This window comes from Niveispirillum sp. GW835-FHT14G11 (assembly GCF_058793615.1).
This window is the reverse complement of the sequence record NZ_JBXAFZ010000010.1, coordinates 260,414-277,068: the sequence shown is the minus strand read 5'-3', so window position 1 is coordinate 277,068 and position 16,655 is coordinate 260,414. Positions and strand designations below refer to the sequence as shown.

The following is a 16,655-nucleotide window of genomic DNA, read 5'->3' as shown; positions in this document are numbered from 1 at the left end:
ATTGCGTTTCTCCGCCTTCCCGACGAAGGCCGGGAAGGCGAAAGATTATTGTTACATCCCTGGCAGGTCCACACCACCCGCCGCCACGGCAGACAGCAGGGCACCGGTGCGGACCAAGGTCAAGGCGGCCTGGATGTCGGCGTGGAAATAGCGGTCATCGGTCAGCGACGGCACCACGTTGCGCAGGGTGGCGCGCACCCCCTCCAGCACCTTGCTGCTGGTCAAGGGCGCATGGAAGTCGCAGCCTTGCGCGGCCGCCAGATATTCAATGGCGATGACGCCGTCGGCATTTTCCACCATGGCCATCAGCCGGCGGGCGCCATGGGCGGCCATGGAGACATGGTCTTCCTGATTGGCCGAGGTGGGGATGCTGTCGACGCTGGCGGGATAGGCGCGCTGCTTGTTCTCCGACATCAGGGCGGCGGCGGTGACCTGGGGGATCATGAAGCCGGAATTCAGGCCGGGCTTGGGGGTCAGGAAGGCGGGCAGGCCGGACAAAGCCGGATCGACCAGCATGGCGATGCGGCGTTCGGACAGGCTGCCGATCTCACACACCGCCATGGCGATCATGTCGGCGGCAAACGCCACCGGCTCGGCGTGGAAATTACCGCCGGACAGCACGCTGTCATCCTCGGCAAATACCAGCGGATTGTCGGAGACGGCGTTGGCCTCGGTCAGCAGCGTCTGGCCCGCCTGGCGCAGCAGGTCGAGCGCGGCGCCCATCACCTGCGGCTGGCAGCGCAGGCAATAGGGGTCCTGGACACGCAAATCGTCTTCACGGTGCGAGGCGCGGATGGCGGAGCCGTCCATCAATTGGCGCAGCGTGTCGGCCACCGCGATCTGGCCCTTGTGACCGCGCAGCAGGTGGATGCGCGGGTCGAAAGGCGTGTCTGAACCCTTGGCGGCCTCGGTTGACAGGGCACCGGTGGCCAGGGCGGAGCCGTGCAGACGTTCGGCCTCGAACAGGCCGGCGAGAGCGTAGGATGTGGAGAACTGCGTGCCGTTCAACAGCGCCAGCCCTTCCTTTGGCCCCAGGGTCAGGGGCGACAGGCCGGCGGCGGACAGCGCCTGGGATGCCGGCTGGCGGATGCCGTTGGCGACCACCTCGCCATGGCCGATCATCGCGGCGGCCATGTGCGACAGCGGGGCGAGGTCGCCCGAGGCACCGACGGAGCCCTGGGCGGGGACGACGGGCAGGATGTCATGGGTCAGCATGGCTTCCAGCAGGTCCAGGGTCTCGGGCCGCACGCCGGAGGCCCCCACACCCAGGCTGGACAGCTTGAGCGCCATCATCAGGCGCAGCACGCGGCTAGGCATCGGATCGCCCACGCCGGCGGCATGGGACAGGACGATGTTGCGTTGCAGCAATTCAAGATCGCCGGTGGCGATGCGCACCGAGGCCAGCTTGCCGAAGCCGGTATTGACCCCATAGACCGGGTCGCCCTTGGCGATGATGCGGGCGATGGTGGTGGCGCTGCGTTCCACCGCCGGGCGGCAGGCGGGGTCCAGCCTGATCCCGGCACCCTGATAGATCTGGCGCCATTCGGACAGGCTGACGGCACCGGGACGCAGCGTGACGGTCATTGGATTCCCCTGTGGATGCGGGCATGCAGGGGGTTGAACCCCATGCGGTAGACAAGTTCGGCGGGACGTTCGATATCCCAGATGGCAAGGTCGGCCTGCTTGCCCGCCTCCAGCGTACCGATGTCGGACAGGCGGCCCAGGGCCTTGGCGGCGTGGCGGGTGGCGCCCAGCAGGCATTCATCCACGCTCATCCGGAACAAGGTGGCGGCCATGTTCAGCGACAGCAGCAGGGAGGTCAGCGGGGCGGTACCGGGATTATTGTCGGTGGCCACCGCCATGCGCACGCCATGGATGCGGAACAGGTCGATGGGCGGCACATGCGTGTCGCGCGTGAAATAATAGGCGCCGGGCAGCATCACGGCCACCGTCCCCGCTTGGGCCATGGCGCGCACCGCGCCCTCGTCCACATGCTCCAGATGGTCGGCCGACAGTGCCCCGCACTGGGCGGCGAGTGCGGCTCCCTGCAGGTTGGACAATTGCTCGGCGTGCAGCTTGAGGGCCAAGCCATGGGCCTTGGCGGCATGGAAGACGCGGCGGACCTGGGCCAGGGAAAAGCCGATGCCCTCACAGAACCCGTCCACGGCGTCGGCAAGCCCATGCCGTGCTACATGCGGGATCATCACCCGGCACACGAGGTCGATATAGGCGTCGTGATCCTCGGCATATTCCGGGGGCACGGCATGGGCGCCCAGGAAGGTGGTGACGATAGTGACGGGGCGGTGGTCGGACAGCGCGCGGGCGGCGCGCAGCATCTTCACCTCGTCATTCAGGGTCAGGCCATAGCCGGACTTGATCTCCACCGTCGTCACGCCTTCGGCCAGCAGCGCGTCCAGGCGCGGCAGGGCCTGGCAGACCAGAGACTCCCCCGTGGCGGCGCGGGTCTGGCGCATGGTGGAGACGATGCCGCCGCCGGCCCGCGCGATCTCCTCATAGGTGGCACCCTTCAACCGCAGTTCGAACTCATGCGCGCGGTCGCCGGCATGGATCAGGTGGGTGTGGCAGTCGATCAGGCCCGGCGTGATCCAGCGGCCTTGGAGATCGGTGGCCTGCGCGGCCTGGATGGTGGGCGCGTCGCTGCGGGCGCCGGCATAGAGGATTCGGTCATGCTGCACTGCAACAATGCCATCCTCAATCACGCCCAGGCCGGGCATGTCGGCCCGCATCGTGGCCAGCCGCGCGTTGGTCCAGAGATGGTCAGCCTGCATTTGCGGGACCTCCCTTGCCGTCATCCCGGCGGAAGCCGGGACCCAGGGGCCACGGGAGAAACGATCGGTTTCGCGCCATTCGACGCCGCCGACAGGTCGGGCGCTTGGCCCCTGGGTCCCGGCTTTCGCCGGGATGACGGAGAAGGGCCGGATGGGGGAGGTGCCCGGAAAAACCATGCCGCATGTCCGAACCCTTTTCCCCGCTGAGCCGTTGATATCGGCGTCTGGCGCGCCTCTCCCCCTCTATTTATGTCTATACATATATTATGTCTATACATTAATATATGAAGGAAGCATGAAAATCTGGGGGTACAGGTGATGGCCGGGTTCTGGTTCCAGCAGGCGCTGCTGCCGGGTGGTTGGGCGGATGGGGTGCGGGTGGTGGTCGCCGATGGCGTCATCACCGCCGTGACGCCCGACTGTGCGGCGGAGCCCACCGATGAACGCCACGCCATTGCCCTGGCCGGCCTGCCCAACCTGCACAGCCACGCTTTTCAGCGCGGTATGGCCGGGCTGGCGGAGGTGCGGGGGCCGGGCGATGACAGTTTCTGGACCTGGCGGGAGGTGATGTACCGCTTCGCCCACCGCATCGGCCCGGACGAGATGCAGGCCATTGCCGCCATGGCGTTCGTGGAAATGCTGGAGGGTGGTTTCACCCGCGTCGGCGAATTCCATTATATCCACCACGACATTGACGGCCGTTCCTATGACAATCCCGCCGAAATGGGCGTGCGGCTGGCCGCGGCGGCGGCGGAGACGGGCATCGGCCTGACCCTGCTGCCGGTGCTGTACCAGTATGGTGGCTTCGGCGCGCAGGCCCCGACAGCGGGGCAGAAGCGTTTCGTCAACAGCCTGGACGGGTTCGCCCGCCTGCTGGAGCGCTCGCGGTCGGCCGTGGCGGCCCTGCCCGACGGGCTGGTGGGCGTGGCCCCGCATAGTTTGCGCGCCGTGAACCCGGCCGGCCTGGGTCAGGTGACGGCGCTGGCAGAGGGAGCCCCCATCCATATCCATATCGCCGAACAGATCAAGGAAGTGGCCGATTGCCATGCCTGGTCCGGCCAGCGGCCGGTTTCCTGGCTGTTCGCCCATGCCGATGTCGGTCCGCAATGGTGCTTGGTGCATGCCACGCACATGGACGCGGCGGAAACGGCCCGGCTGGCGGCCAGCGGGGCGGTGGCCGGCCTGTGCCCGATCACCGAGGCCAATCTGGGCGACGGCATCTTCAATGGCCGCGATTTCCAGGCGGCGGGCGGCCTGTTCGGCATCGGATCGGACAGCAATGTCCTGATCGATGCGGCGGAGGAATTGCGCAGCATGGAATACGCCCAGCGTCTGGCGCATCGCGCCCGCAATGTGCTGGGCCGCCGCGATACGCCGTCCACGGGCCGGGTGCTGTTCGACGGTGCCCTGGCCGGCGGCGCGCGGGCGCTGGGCCGGACGGCGGGGCTGATGGCGGGCGCCTCGGCGGATTTCGTGACGCTGGACGCCACGCAACCCAGCCTGGCGGTCCGGCGCGGCGATGCGCTGCTGGATGCCTATATCTTCGCGGGCCAGCGCATGGTGGACGGGGTTTGGCGCCGGGGGCGGCGCGTGGTAAGCGGGGGCCGCCATGTCGTGCGCGACGCCGTCGCCGCGCGGTACCGCCTGGCCCTGGGAACCATCCTGTCATGAGTCTGGCCGAGACCGTCACTCCTCCCCCCCTGGGGCCCCTGCATGCCCGCATCCGCGCCGATATCGAGGGCGCGATCCTGTCGGGTGAGTTGCGCCCCGGTGACCGCATCCCGTTCGAACATGAGCTGATGGCGCAATATGGCTGCGCCCGCATGACGGTGAACAAGGCGCTGTCGGGGCTGGTGGAGGCGGGGCTGCTGGAGCGGCGCAAGCGGGCCGGGACCTTTGTCACGCGCCCGCAGATCCATATGGCCGCCCTGGCCATTCCCGATATCCAGGCCGAGGTGACGGGTCGGGGCCAGGCCTATCGCCTGGAACTGCTGGCGCGCGACGTGCTGCCGGGCCCATCGGTCGATGCCGATCGGATGAAGCCGCCCAGAGGCGCCAAGGTGCTGGCGCTGACCTGCCGGCACCTGGCCGATGGGGTGCCGTTCGCGGTGGAGGAACGGTTGATCAGCCTGAAAGCCGTGCCCGAGGCGGCGACGGCCGACTTCACCATGGTGGCGCCAGGGTCCTGGCTGCTGGCGCATGTGCCCTGGACGGAGGCGGAGCACCGGATCATGGCCATGCCCGCCGGCCGGCTGGCCGGTGCGCTGGGCGTGGCGGAGGGCACGGCGTGCCTGGTGCTGGACCGCCGCACCTGGCGTGGCGACCAGCCCATCACCCATGTGCGGCAGGTATTTCCGGGTGCCGGATTCGATCTGGTGGCCCGGTTCACGGGGGCGTCGTGATCCTGCGGGCGGCGGACCGGGTGGCCAGCCCCTGGAAGAATGGCGGCGGGGAGACGGCCAATGTCGCGGTGTTTCCCGAAGGCGCCGGGCTGGCGGATTTCGACTGGCGGGTGTCCATCGCGCGGGTGGAGGGGGATGGCCCGTTCTCCGCCTTTCCCGGTATCGACCGGACGCTGACCATCCTGTCGGGCGGGGCGATGGCGCTGAACGGGGTGGTGCTGACGCCGCAGAGCGCGCCGTTTGCATTCGATGGCGGGATGCCGGTGATGGCCACGGTGACGGACGGGCCGATCCACGATCTGAACGTCATGACGCGGCGGGGGCGGTTCGCGCATGCCGTGCAGCGGGTGACGGGGCCGCGTCTTCTGCCGGCCGCGCCGGGCGTGCGGATGCTGCTGGCGCTGGCGGATGGGGTGGCCGGCCTGACGCGCTGGGATGCGTGGCTGTTGCCAGAGGGGGAGGTGACGGTGACGGGGCCAGGGTTGCTGGTTCGGGTTTGGGCGGTTTAGGGGCGACCCGTCATTCCAGCGGAAGCGGAAAGCCCTACGCCCGGGCGGTGCGGCGGTTCAGCAGGAACAGGGTGACGGCGATGGCGGCCATGGGGATCAGGGCCATGTAGAAGGCGGTCTGCCCGCCCAGCCGGTCGAACAGGAAGCCGGTGACAAACGACCCGAAAGTGCCGCCCAGGGCCGAGAACACCACGATCAGGCCGGTCATCGCGGCATGGTCGTGGCGGGGAAGGGCCGACAGGATCACCGAATTGATCACCGGATAGATCGGCGCCATGAACAGGCCGATCAGCGGCAGCATGAAGGCCGCCACGGGGGCCGCGAACCAGTTGGCCTCTGCCATCGGCTGTACCCCCGATGCCAGGGGCAGGGTCAGCAGCACCAGGGCGGTCATCGCCACCAGACATGCGGCCAGGAACGGGAACCAGCCGATGCGCGAGAGTGCGGCACCGGCGCCTAAGCGCCCCAGGGCGATGCAGGCGGCGAAGATGCTGGTGGCCTGGATCGACATGGCGGCGGGCAGGTGCAGCACTTCGGCATTGAAGGTGGGCAGCCAGGTGCCGATGGCCTGTTCGATCAGGACATAGAGGAAGGCTGAGGCCAAAAACACAACGGCAATGGGGGTGACGGCCAGCCGCGCCATCTGGCGGATGCCGGGCTTGGCGTCGGGCGCATGGGCGCCGGTTTCGTCCAGCGGGGTGAGGGCCCACAGGGTGGCGGCGGCCAGCGACAGGACCGAGAGCAGCCAATAGACGTTCAGCCAGGAGGGGTCGGCCGGGTTGGCGGGATCGACGAACAGGCTGAACAGCCAATAGCCGCCCAGTACGCCGACCATGAACAGACCCTCGATCAGGTTGGTCAGGCTGGCATGGCCCTGTTTGTCGCGGGTCAGGAGGCCGATGGAGGAATAGACGGCGACCTTGGCCCCGGCAAAACCCACACCAACGCAGAAGAACATCAGCTTCATGGCCCAGAAGGAAGACAGGACCGGCATCAGGGCCGCCGCCACCCCTTCCAGTACCAGCACGATGATCATCGCCCGGCGATAGCCCACACGCGGCAGGAAGGAGGCAATGATGAAGCTGGTGATGGCGATGGGCAGGTCCTTGTAGGCCTCCAGCCGTCCCGCCTCCAGCTTGGTCACGCCGAAGCTCTGGATCGATTGCAGGATGACCGTGCCCACGGAATTCAGCAGCATCGCGAAGACGATATAGGTCAACGCCACCGCCAGGATCGCCCGCCCGTTCCGCATATTGTCTGTTCCTTCCCTCTAGGGTTTCTTGTTGGTTTTGCGGGGGATTGTCAAAGGGAGGCCTAAGTTCTTCTAATTTTCGCCTTCCCGGCCTTCGCCGGGAAGGCGAATAGAAAGGCTGGCGCGTGAATTTCCCCCGCGCCGGCCCTTCATCAGAACGTCGTCGCCACCGACAGCTTCACATTGCGCCCGAAGATCGGGCGGCCCAGGAAGACGCCGTTGGAATTGGCGCCGCCGATGATGCGGGTATTGCCTTCGGTCAGGCCCAGCTCGTCCGTCAGGTTGGTGCCCGACAGCTGCACCGTCACATCCTCGCCGATGGTGGCGGAGATGCCGGCATCGATGGTGTTGTAGGACGGCAGGCGCTGGGCGTTCTCCACATCGGCGAAGCGCTTGCCGATATAATTGTAGCTGGCGAAGACCCGCAGCTTGCCCCAATCGGTGGGGAAGTCATAAGACGGCGAGACGCTGAACTGGATCTTGGGCTGGCGCTGCACCTGGTTGCCGCTGTTGGTGCCCAGATCCTTGTACTCGCCCTTCTGCCAGTTGCCGCGCAACGCCAGGTCCAGGTTTTCCAGCGGCGTGACCAGCAGTTCGAATTCCACACCATAGGCCTTGCTGTCGCCGATGCGGTTGATCTGGGTCTGGGTGCCGTCGGGATTGATGATGAACTGCTGGAAGGGCAGGCCGTCGAAGGTGTTGCGGAAGAAGGTGACATAGGCCGCGTAATCGGCGGTGCGGGTCTTCAGACCCACTTCCTGCTGGTCGATCTTCTGCATCTGGCTCTGGCCGTCGCGCAGATTGTCGAACTGCGGGAACTTGAAGCCGCTGTTCAGGCGCCCGAATACCGACATGTCCGGCGTCAGGTAATAGTTCACGCCCGCCGTCCACGACGTCTCGGTGTTCTTGTAGGAGAGCGTGCGGAAGGTGCCGTTCAGGACCGAGGTATTGTTGTTGGCGAGCGTCAGCGGGTTGCCATCCAGGTCCACGCCGCCGGACACGTTTTCCAGGGTCGCGTTGACCTTCTGCTGTTCGACGCGGCCGCCGACATCGACGCGCAGATCTTCGGTCAGTTCCCATTCATCGGCGATGAAGCCGGCCAGGTTCTGGCCGTTATAGCTGGCATTCACCGCGAAGAAGGGCGAGCCGACGAAGCCGGCGCGGGTGGCCTGGACACCGTTGTTCAGGGCGACATTGACCAGCTTGGCATTGGGCGTGGCGGTCATCAGGGCGTTATTGCCCAGGTACCAGACATCCTTGGACGAATAATCGGCGAAATAGGCGCCGATGGTGATGGTGTTGCCCTCGAACACCTCGCGGCTGAGGCGCAGATCGTCGGTGAAGCTTTCGATCTGCTTGTCCACCGACCACAGGCCGGCGACGATGACCTGGGTGTTGAGGTCGGTGATGGCACCGGAACCGTTGGCGAAGCTGGCGGTGCCGGCCGTGGCGGCCCGGCCGGCGGCGGCGCGCACGGCGGCGTTGGCGTTGGCCGACGCGATGGTGTCGTTGATGAAGCTGCCCAGGGTCTGCGGGTTCGCACCCGTGAACAGGCCGCGGGTGTTCGCATCACCGCTGGTATAGTTCATCTTGTTGGAGAAGGACCAGTCGCCGAATTCCAGGTCCATGGTGGCGCCGACGATGGCGGCGTCCACACCGCGGCCATCGGCGAAGTCCTGGCGGATGCTTTGGCCCGGCGCCACTTCCAGCACGACATTGCGCAGATCATTGCCCAGCAGCGTGCCGGTGCCGGCATCGAAGCCGGGGAATTCCTTGATCTTGCCATTGTCATTGACCAGCGGCATGGCGGTGTAGAAGGCGTTCTTGTCCTTGGTATAGCGGCTATAGACCGTGATCTCGCCGTTCTCCAGCACCTTGGTGATGTTGCCGCTGACCTGGCCGCCGCGATCGGCGGGATACTGGGTGTCGCGGATGCCGTCCGACGTGCGGTAGAAGCCGCCGACCGAGAACAGCAGATCCTTGTCCAGCTGGCCCTGGTAATAGGTGTCGAAACGGTACAGGCCCTCATCCCCCACGGTCAGCTTGACGCTGCCCTCCGGGTCTTCCTTGCCCTTGCGCTGGATGAAATTGATGGTGGCACCCGGCTGGCCGTTGGAGAAGATCGGCGACGGGCCACCGCGCAGCACCTCCACCCGCTCCACCGTGTCGTCCAGGCGGAACAGGGAGGAGTTTTCCAGGAAGGAAAGGGTGGGCGGCGGGAAGATGGCCGACCCGTCCAACTGCACGGTGATGAAGGGCGCGTCGCCATCGGCCGGGAAGCCGCGCACGGAGATGTTGGCGCCGGCGGTGCCGCTGGTGCTTTCCACCCAGACGCCGGGGACGATCTTCAGGAGGTCGGCCGTGCTGCTGGGCTGCTGCTCGGCGATCTGTTCGGCCGTGGCGGTGGTGATGGAGAAGCTGGCATCCAGCTTCTTCAGACCGTCGGAGCGGGCCACGCCCGTCACGATGATCTCTTCCAGCATCACGCTTTCGCCGTCGCTGGTCTTGGCTTCCTGGGCCTGGGCCGCACCGGCGGCGGGCAGCAGCAAGGCCGCCAACGCGGCACCGGTCAGCAGCTTCTTGTCGAACTTGGTCATGAGGACCTCCCGTATGAGCATCATCCGGATGCTTCTTGTTGATGGGTGTGGCGGTATGGGGATTGCCGGGCGGCCTTGACACATGCCGCCCGATTGTCAGGCCGGGCGGACGAACTGGTCCAGCCGGAACTGGCGTATGTGACCGATGACCGCATCGGCCTCTGTCAGGATGCCGGGATCGCCGATGCCGACGGCCGGCATGCCGGCCGCCTTGATGGCGGTGATCCCGGCCATGCTGTCCTCCACGCCCAGGCACGCGGGCGCGGGGACATCCAGGGCCTTGGCGACGGACAGGAAGATGTCCGGCGCGGGCTTGGGATTGGGGATGGCGCCTGCATCGGCGACATGGTCGAACAGGTCGATGATGCCCAGGCGCGTCAGCAGGGTGGGCGCGTTGCGGCTGGCCGACGCCACGCCCAGCTTCAGCCCGGCGGCCTTCGCCGCCAGCAGCAGGTCGCGGACGCCCTCGAACAGATCGTCGGGAGAGAAGCGGGCGATCAGGTCCTGGTAATAGCCGTTCTTACGGCTCGCCGCTTCCGCCTTCTCCGCGTCGGTCAGGGTGACGGCAGAGCCGGCCAGGATGCGTTCCAGGCTGCCCATGCGGTCGATGCCCTTCAGCGCCTCGTTCTTGTCGCGGTCGAAGGGCACGCCCAGTTCGTCCGCCAGACGCTGCCAGGCCTGGTAATGGCCCTCCGCCGTGTCGGTCAGCACGCCATCCAGGTCGAAGATGATGGCCTTGATCGGGGCGGGGAAGGGCCCGCTGGCGATGGTGGTGTCGATGCCCGGCGTCAGGGTGACGGGCGCGCCATGATGGTGGATGGTCAGGGCGTCGCCCGCCAGCAGGCGATAGGTGGTGCCGGCGGCATCCACGGCAACGCGCAGGCGGCGCCCCTGCCAATTGATGCCGAAGCTGTAGCCGGTCCAGCCGGGCGGCAGCACCGGTTTGAGGCGGGCGACACCACCCTGCCAGCGCAGGCCGCCGAAGCCCCAGGCGATGCCCAGCCAGCTTCCGGCCATGGCCGCCATATGCACGCCATGGCTGGCATTGCCATGCAGATCGTCCAGATCGATCCGGGCCGTTTCGGTAAAGTAACGAATGGCCTTGGCGCTGTCACCAAGCTCCGCCGCCAGGATGCCATAGGTGCTGGGCGACAGGGTACTGTCATGGACTGTTACGGCTTCGTAATAATCGAAGTTACGGCGTTTCAGGTCGGTGCCGAACTTGTCGCCGGCCAGCAGCATGGCCAGCACCACATCGGCCTGCTTGCACACCTGATGGCGATAGATCGCCAGCGGGTGATAGTGCAGCAGCAGGGGATATTTGTCGGCCGGCGTGGTGGCGAAGGGCCAGACCGGCTTGGCCAGGAAATCATCATCCTGCGGGCTGACGCCCAGATCGGGGTCGGTGGGCAGGTACATGGCGTCGGCCGCCCGCTGCCACAGGGCGACCTCGTCATCCGACAGGCCGATGCGGGCGGTCAGCGCGGCCAGGGCGTCGGGCGCGTCGCTGCCCATGCGGCGATAGAGGTTGGCGGCGTGGGCCAGATGGGCGGCGGCCATGGCGTTGGTGTAGAAATTATTGTTCACCAGGGCGGTGTATTCATCCGGCCCCGTCACCTCATGAATGGTGAAGGCACCGCCCTTGCGGGCGTTGAAATGCCCGACCTGCGGCCAGATGCGGGCCGTTTCGAACAGCATCTCGGCGGCATGTGCGTAAAGGAAGGTGCTGTCGCCCGTCGCTTCCTCATACAGGCGCGCGGCGAAGGCGATGTCGGCATTGATATGATACTGGGCCGACCCGCTGGGATAATGGGCGGAACATTCGTCGCCGGCGATGGTGCGCCAGGGGAACAGGGCGCCGGCGCTATGCCCCATGCCGCGCGCATGGGCGCGGGCCCGGTCCAGGCGGCCGATGCGATATTCCAGCATGCGCCGCGCCAGCTGCGGGGCGGTGAAGGCCAGGACGGGCAGGATGAAGGTTTCCGTGTCCCAGAAATAATGGCCCTCATACCCTTCCCCCGTCAGGCCCTTGGCGGCGATGGAGGTGGCGCCGTCGCGGCCCGTGGACTGGTACAGGTGGAACAGGTTGAAGCGGATGGCCTGCTGCAGGCCGGCATCGCCATCGATCACCACATCGGCGTCGGCCCAGAACCGGGCCAGATCGTCGGCCTGTTCCTTGGCGATGACGTCCCAGCCATCGGCCGTGGCGGCGGCCAGCGTGGCGCCGGCATCGGCGAACAGATGCGCTTCGTCCCCGTCCGTATCGGCCCAGGCATAGGCGGCGAACTTGACCAGGGTGACGTCGTCGCCGGGCGTCAAGTCGGCATGGAAGGGCTGGCTGATGCTGTCGAGCGTCAGGAAGGGGGCTTCGGCCGTCAGGCCCCTGCCGGGGACATGGTCCTGGCGCAGCAGGGCGGTGCGGCGGGACAGGCGGGCCGTCTGGCGCAGGGCGGTGGGGACACCGTCATGGGTCACCGGGTGGCTGTCCACCCCGCCGCTGCCCAGTGAAACGCCGATGCGCGGATCATCGCCCTGACCTTCCGCCCGGCGGCCCCAGCGCAGGTCGGAGATCAAGGTGGCGGGGCCGGTATAGTCGATGGACCGCAGGGTCAGTTTCAGGGCCAGCAGGCCCGGCCGGTTGAGGTTGACCAGCCGTTCGGTGGCAATTTCAACCGTGCCGCCATTGGCCGCCTTGAAGCGCAGTGCCGTACGGAAACGCCCCGTGGCCAGATCCAGTTCGCGCACCAGGGTGGCGGTCGGGTCCTTGGCCAGATCGACGGTCTCACCATCCAGCACGATGCGCACATGCTTGGCATCGGCCACCGGCACGCGGGTGTCGGTGGTGAAGGCGAAACCGGTGAATTTCTCATGGTAATGGATCGGCGCCTGTTCGAAGAAACCGGCCAGGAAGGCACCATCGCTGGAACTGTCGACCCCGTCGATGCCGCCGCGCACGCCCAAGGCGCCGTTGGCCAGCGCGAACAGGCTTTCGTCGCGCGCCGCATTGGCCGGATCGAAACCCGTCACGCGGATGGTCCAGCCATCCCCGGCATCGGCACGCACATCCCCTGCGCGGACGTGAGATGCTCTCTCCGCCACGGCAAACCTCCCCGAAATACGCTTGCTCCCCCGCCAGGATGCGGTGGTTGGATTTCAACCTACCATCAATGATATCGATGTCAAGATATCGATGTCATTTTTCGACTACGTATGTGCCGAGGCTGTAACCTGCCCGGAAGGGTTGCCGCCAAGGCCTTGGAAAATGCCTGCACACGTGCGAATGTCGGCCTCGCATTTCCCTTTCCGTCACCCCCGCCGGATATCCATGACAAAGCCCGTTGCCGACCGCGGACGCGAGATCGAACCCAAGGCCGCGCCGGCCGGTCGCCTGACCATGGCCGACCTGGCGGAACTGGCGCAGGTGTCGAAGATCACGGTATCCCGTGCGCTGCGCGACAGCGCCACGGTGAAGCCCGACACGCGGGCCCGCATCCAGGCGCTGGCCAAGGAACATGGCTATAAGCTGAACCTGTCGGCGCGTAGCCTGCGCCTGCAGCGGTCCAATACCGTGGCCGTGGTGGTGGAGATGAAGCCCAGCCCCGACCGGCCGCTGTCCGACCCGTTCCCCATGGCGCTGATGGGCGGCATCTGCCAGGAATTGACCAGCATCGGCTATGCCGTGGTGCTGACCACCCGTGACGGGGTTCATATGCCGGCCGTGCAGACCGCCGATGGCATCATCCTGCTGGGCCAGGGCAGTCATGACGAGGCGGCGGTGCAACTGGCCGATGCCGACGTGCCCCTGGTCGTCTGGGGGGCCGAGGCGCCGGAGCATGATTACCTGACCGTCGGGTCCGACAACAGGCAGGGCGGGGCGCTGGCCGCCCGGCATTTCCTGTCCATCGGGCGCCGGCGCGGCCTGTTCCTGGGCGATACCAGCCATGCGGAGATCGAACAGCGCCATGCCGGGTTCCGCGAGGCCCTGCTGGCCAGCGGCGGTGAACTGGCGGGCGGCATTTCCTGCCCATTCAGCATTTCCGCCGGGTCGGCCGCCATCGCCGCCTGGATCGATGGCGGCGGGGCGGCGTTCGACTGCCTGTTCGCGGCCAGCGACATGCTGGCCATTGGCGCCATGCAGGCGTTACAGGAGCGCGGTTTGGCGGTTCCCGACGCGGTATCCGTGATCGGTTACGACGATACACCGCTCGGCGCCTGCCTGACGCCGCCCTTGTCGTCGGTGCACCAGGATTGGCAGGCGGGCGGCGAATTGCTGGCCCAACGCATCCTGGCGCTGATCAATGGCGAGAATGCAACCTCGGTCAGCCTGCCGGCGCGACTGGTCGTTCGCGGGACGTGAGGGCTGGCGCATGAATTGCTTGTAGAGGATCAGGACGCCGGGAATCCCCCTGTGCTCCAGGAAATATTTGCCGGCCGGAGCCTACCCGCATGCCCAGCTTGAAGACCGTCATCGACAGCGTGATCGCCGCCGGGGAACCCGTGACGGACGAGATCGAGCTGTTCCGCGATGTGTTGAACCAGGCGGGCATGGCCTGGGGCGGGGAACGGGTGACCAACGGGTCGCAGGACAGCGTGGGCATGGTGGATGACAAGCTGGACAGCTGGTCCGACTATCGCACCGTCGCCAAGGCGGACCTGGGCATCATGTACCGGAACCTGCAGGCCGGGGAGATCCTGCATTTCGTCTGGAACAATGGCACAGTGGTCGAGGCGCACAGCGTCATCATCTATGCCGTGGACAAGGTGAACGCCGTCATCACCGCCTTCGATGCCGAAGGCACCGGCGGGGCGCCGCACCTGTTCACCCTGACGCCGGAAACCATCCAGGGGACCGTGCAGGTCCAGACCTTCAACAACAGCCGGTCCGAACGGCTGCGCGGCGACATCAAGGACCGGTTCGAGAACTCGATTGACGGCGGCGACGGCAATGACATGATCGATGGCGGCCTGGGCAATGACACGCTGATCGGCGGGTCGGGCGATGACAGCCTGGTCGGCGGTTATGGCGATGACAGCCTGGAGGGCGGCCATGGCAACGACACGCTGGTGGCCACGGCCGGCAACGATGCGCTGATCGGCGGGGTCGGTCTGGACCGGCTGGTGGGCGGGTCGGGCAGCGATCGTTTCGTCTTCGCCCGCGTCACCGATACGCGCCTGTCCACGGCCCTGACCTTCAACAGCATGGATACGCTGGTCAATATCGATCTGGGCGGCAACGGCACTTTGCTGGCCGACAGTATCGAATTGCCGTTCGGTGTGACCAGCGTGGCCGGCGGCAGCGTCATCCGCGCCACCGGCGTTTCCTTCTATGAGGCGATGAACGGCCTGTTCGCACGCGGGCGACCGATGTACGACACCAACAAGGCCGGCCTGTTCAGCTATCTGGGCGAGGTCTATCTCATCATTTCCGGCCCCACGCGCAGCGCCAATCTGGGAAGCGACGACTATATCTTCCGGGTCCAGGGCTATTCCGGCGTGCTGGACGTGTCGGATTTCGGCTATTCCTTCACCACGATCGTGGGGGGGCGGGTGACGGTCAATACCACTGCGGCCGCCTATGAGATGGCGGGGACGGAGAACGATCTTCTGTATCTGGGGGTCGGCAGTTTCCGTGGCACAGGCAATGCGCTGGCCAATTCCATCCGCGGCGGGGCCGGCAATGATGTGCTGGATGGTGGTGCCGGTGCCGATACGCTGGTCGGCGGCGACGGCAACGACATCTATGTCATCGATGCCATCGGCGACGTCATCACCGACAGCGACGGCATCGATACGGTGCGCACCAGCCTGACCACCTATGTGCTGACGGCCGATCTGGAGCTGCTGGAATTCACCGGCACGACCGATGCCACGGGTACGGGCAATGCCGGCGATAACAGCCTGCGGGGCGGGTCGGGGGCGGACACGCTGACCGGCCTGGCCGGCAACGACACGCTGGATGGCGGGACGGGGGCCGACAGCCTGGTCGGCGGTGCCGGCAACGATACCTATATCGTCGATGATGCCGGCGATGTGATCCTGGAACTGACGGGCGAGGGCACCGACACGGTGCGCGCCCGCGCCGACAGCTATACGCTGGGTGCGGAACTGGAGAACCTGGTCTATGGCGGCCTGAACAGCTTCGCGGGCACGGGCAACGCCCTGGCCAATGCCATCACCGGCGGCACTGGCGACGACACGCTGGATGGCGGTACGGGCAACGACACGCTGGATGGCGCGGCGGGGGCCAATGTCCTGATCGGCGGTGCCGGCAACGACACCTATATCGTCGATGCGGGGACGGCCGACATCACCGAACTGGCCGGCGGCGGCACGGATACGGTGAGCACCAGCCTGGCCGCCTTCACCTTGGCGGCGGAGGTGGAGAACCTGGTCTATACCGGCGAGGATGATTTCGCGGGCACGGGCAGCGACGGCGACAACACCCTGACCAGTCTCGACGGCGCCGATACGCTGGATGGCGGTGCCGGCAACGACACGCTGGATGGTGGGGCGGGGGCGGACAGCCTGATCGGCGGTGCCGGCAACGACATCTTCATCGTCGATGATGAATTGGATGAGGTGGTGGAAGATGCGGGCGGCGGCACCGATATTGTGCGCACCAGCCTGGGCAGCCACACCCTGGCCGCCAATGTCGAGACCCTGATCTATACCGGCGGCGGCAATTTCGAAGGGACCGGCAATGAAGACGCCAATGCCATCACCGGCGGGACCGGGGCCGATACGCTGGCGGGCGGCGGCGGGGCCGACACGCTGAGCGGCGGGACGGGTGCCGACCTGTTCGCCTTGGCGGATGTGGCGGAAAGCCCCCTGGCCACCCCCATTACCATCGCCGATTTCAGCAGCGCTGAGGGCGACCGCGTCGACCTGTCGGGCATCGACGCCAACAGCGCCACACCCGCCGATGATGCTTTCACCTTCCTGGGCGTGGCCGCCTTCACCAATGTCGCCGGCCAGCTGCGCATCCAGGTGGTGGGCACCGATCTGCAATTGCTGGGCGACATCAATGGCGACGGTACGGCCGATTTCGCCGTCACCCTGACGGCGCTGACGACGCTGGCGGCCGGGGATATCGTTCTGTAATATGT

Annotated in this window: 10 protein-coding genes; 5 read left to right on the top strand and 5 right to left on the bottom strand. The window is 66.6% G+C overall.

Annotated features, from left to right (window positions below):
- Positions 1-51 precede the first annotated feature (51 nt).
- Together hutH and hutI are read right to left on the bottom strand one after the other, a co-directional pair.
- Entirely contained in the window at positions 52-1,584 is a 1,533-nt protein-coding gene (hutH, locus tag AC1Q7F_RS19635) for a histidine ammonia-lyase (protein ID WP_492509962.1), read from the bottom strand.
- Positions 1,581-2,789, bottom strand: coding sequence for an imidazolonepropionase (hutI, locus tag AC1Q7F_RS19630; protein WP_492509960.1), 1,209 nt, complete (start codon positions 2,787-2,789; stop codon positions 1,581-1,583). Before hutI ends, hutH begins: the two co-directional genes overlap by 4 nt.
- A 318-nt stretch (positions 2,790-3,107) precedes the next feature.
- On the opposite strand from hutI, the gene AC1Q7F_RS19625 reads away from it, so the two are divergent.
- Genes AC1Q7F_RS19625 through AC1Q7F_RS19615 form a run of 3 tightly spaced genes read left to right on the top strand, consistent with a single transcriptional unit; the run spans position 3,108 to position 5,700 of the window.
- Entirely contained in the window at positions 3,108-4,460 is a 1,353-nt protein-coding gene (locus tag AC1Q7F_RS19625; protein ID WP_492509958.1) for a formimidoylglutamate deiminase, read from the top strand.
- A complete protein-coding gene (gene hutC / locus AC1Q7F_RS19620; protein WP_492509956.1) occupies positions 4,457-5,191 on the top strand; it encodes a histidine utilization transcriptional repressor HutC in 735 nt (244 codons plus the stop codon). The genes AC1Q7F_RS19625 and hutC overlap by 4 nt, the downstream gene beginning before the upstream one ends.
- Positions 5,188-5,700 (top strand): HutD/Ves family protein, encoded by a 513-nt coding sequence (locus AC1Q7F_RS19615; RefSeq protein WP_492509954.1) that lies wholly within the window; start codon positions 5,188-5,190, stop codon positions 5,698-5,700. The genes hutC and AC1Q7F_RS19615 overlap by 4 nt, the downstream gene beginning before the upstream one ends.
- A 34-nt stretch (positions 5,701-5,734) precedes the next feature.
- On the opposite strand, the gene AC1Q7F_RS19610 is transcribed toward AC1Q7F_RS19615, so the two are convergent.
- From AC1Q7F_RS19610 to pgmB, 3 genes are all read right to left on the bottom strand, one after another.
- Positions 5,735-6,952, bottom strand: a complete 1,218-nt coding sequence (locus tag AC1Q7F_RS19610; protein ID WP_492509952.1) for an MFS transporter — start codon at positions 6,950-6,952, stop codon at positions 5,735-5,737.
- 152 nt (positions 6,953-7,104) lie between these two features.
- On the bottom strand, positions 7,105-9,549 hold the full coding sequence (locus tag AC1Q7F_RS19605) for a TonB-dependent siderophore receptor (RefSeq protein WP_492509950.1): 2,445 nt from the start codon (positions 9,547-9,549) through the stop codon (positions 7,105-7,107).
- A gap of 96 nt (positions 9,550-9,645) precedes the next feature.
- Positions 9,646-12,648, bottom strand: coding sequence for a beta-phosphoglucomutase (gene pgmB, locus AC1Q7F_RS19600; protein WP_492509948.1), 3,003 nt, complete (start codon positions 12,646-12,648; stop codon positions 9,646-9,648).
- A gap of 226 nt (positions 12,649-12,874) precedes the next feature.
- Here pgmB and AC1Q7F_RS19595 point away from each other — a divergent pair, with 226 nt between their 5' ends.
- Both AC1Q7F_RS19595 and AC1Q7F_RS19590 read left to right on the top strand, forming a co-directional pair.
- Positions 12,875-13,906 carry a substrate-binding domain-containing protein gene (locus AC1Q7F_RS19595; RefSeq protein WP_492509946.1) on the top strand — a complete coding sequence of 344 codons (1,032 nt, stop codon included), beginning with the start codon at positions 12,875-12,877 and terminating at the stop codon, positions 13,904-13,906.
- A gap of 89 nt (positions 13,907-13,995) precedes the next feature.
- A complete protein-coding gene (locus AC1Q7F_RS19590) occupies positions 13,996-16,650 on the top strand; it encodes a calcium-binding protein (RefSeq protein ID WP_492509944.1) in 2,655 nt (884 codons plus the stop codon).
- Positions 16,651-16,655 lie beyond the last annotated feature (5 nt).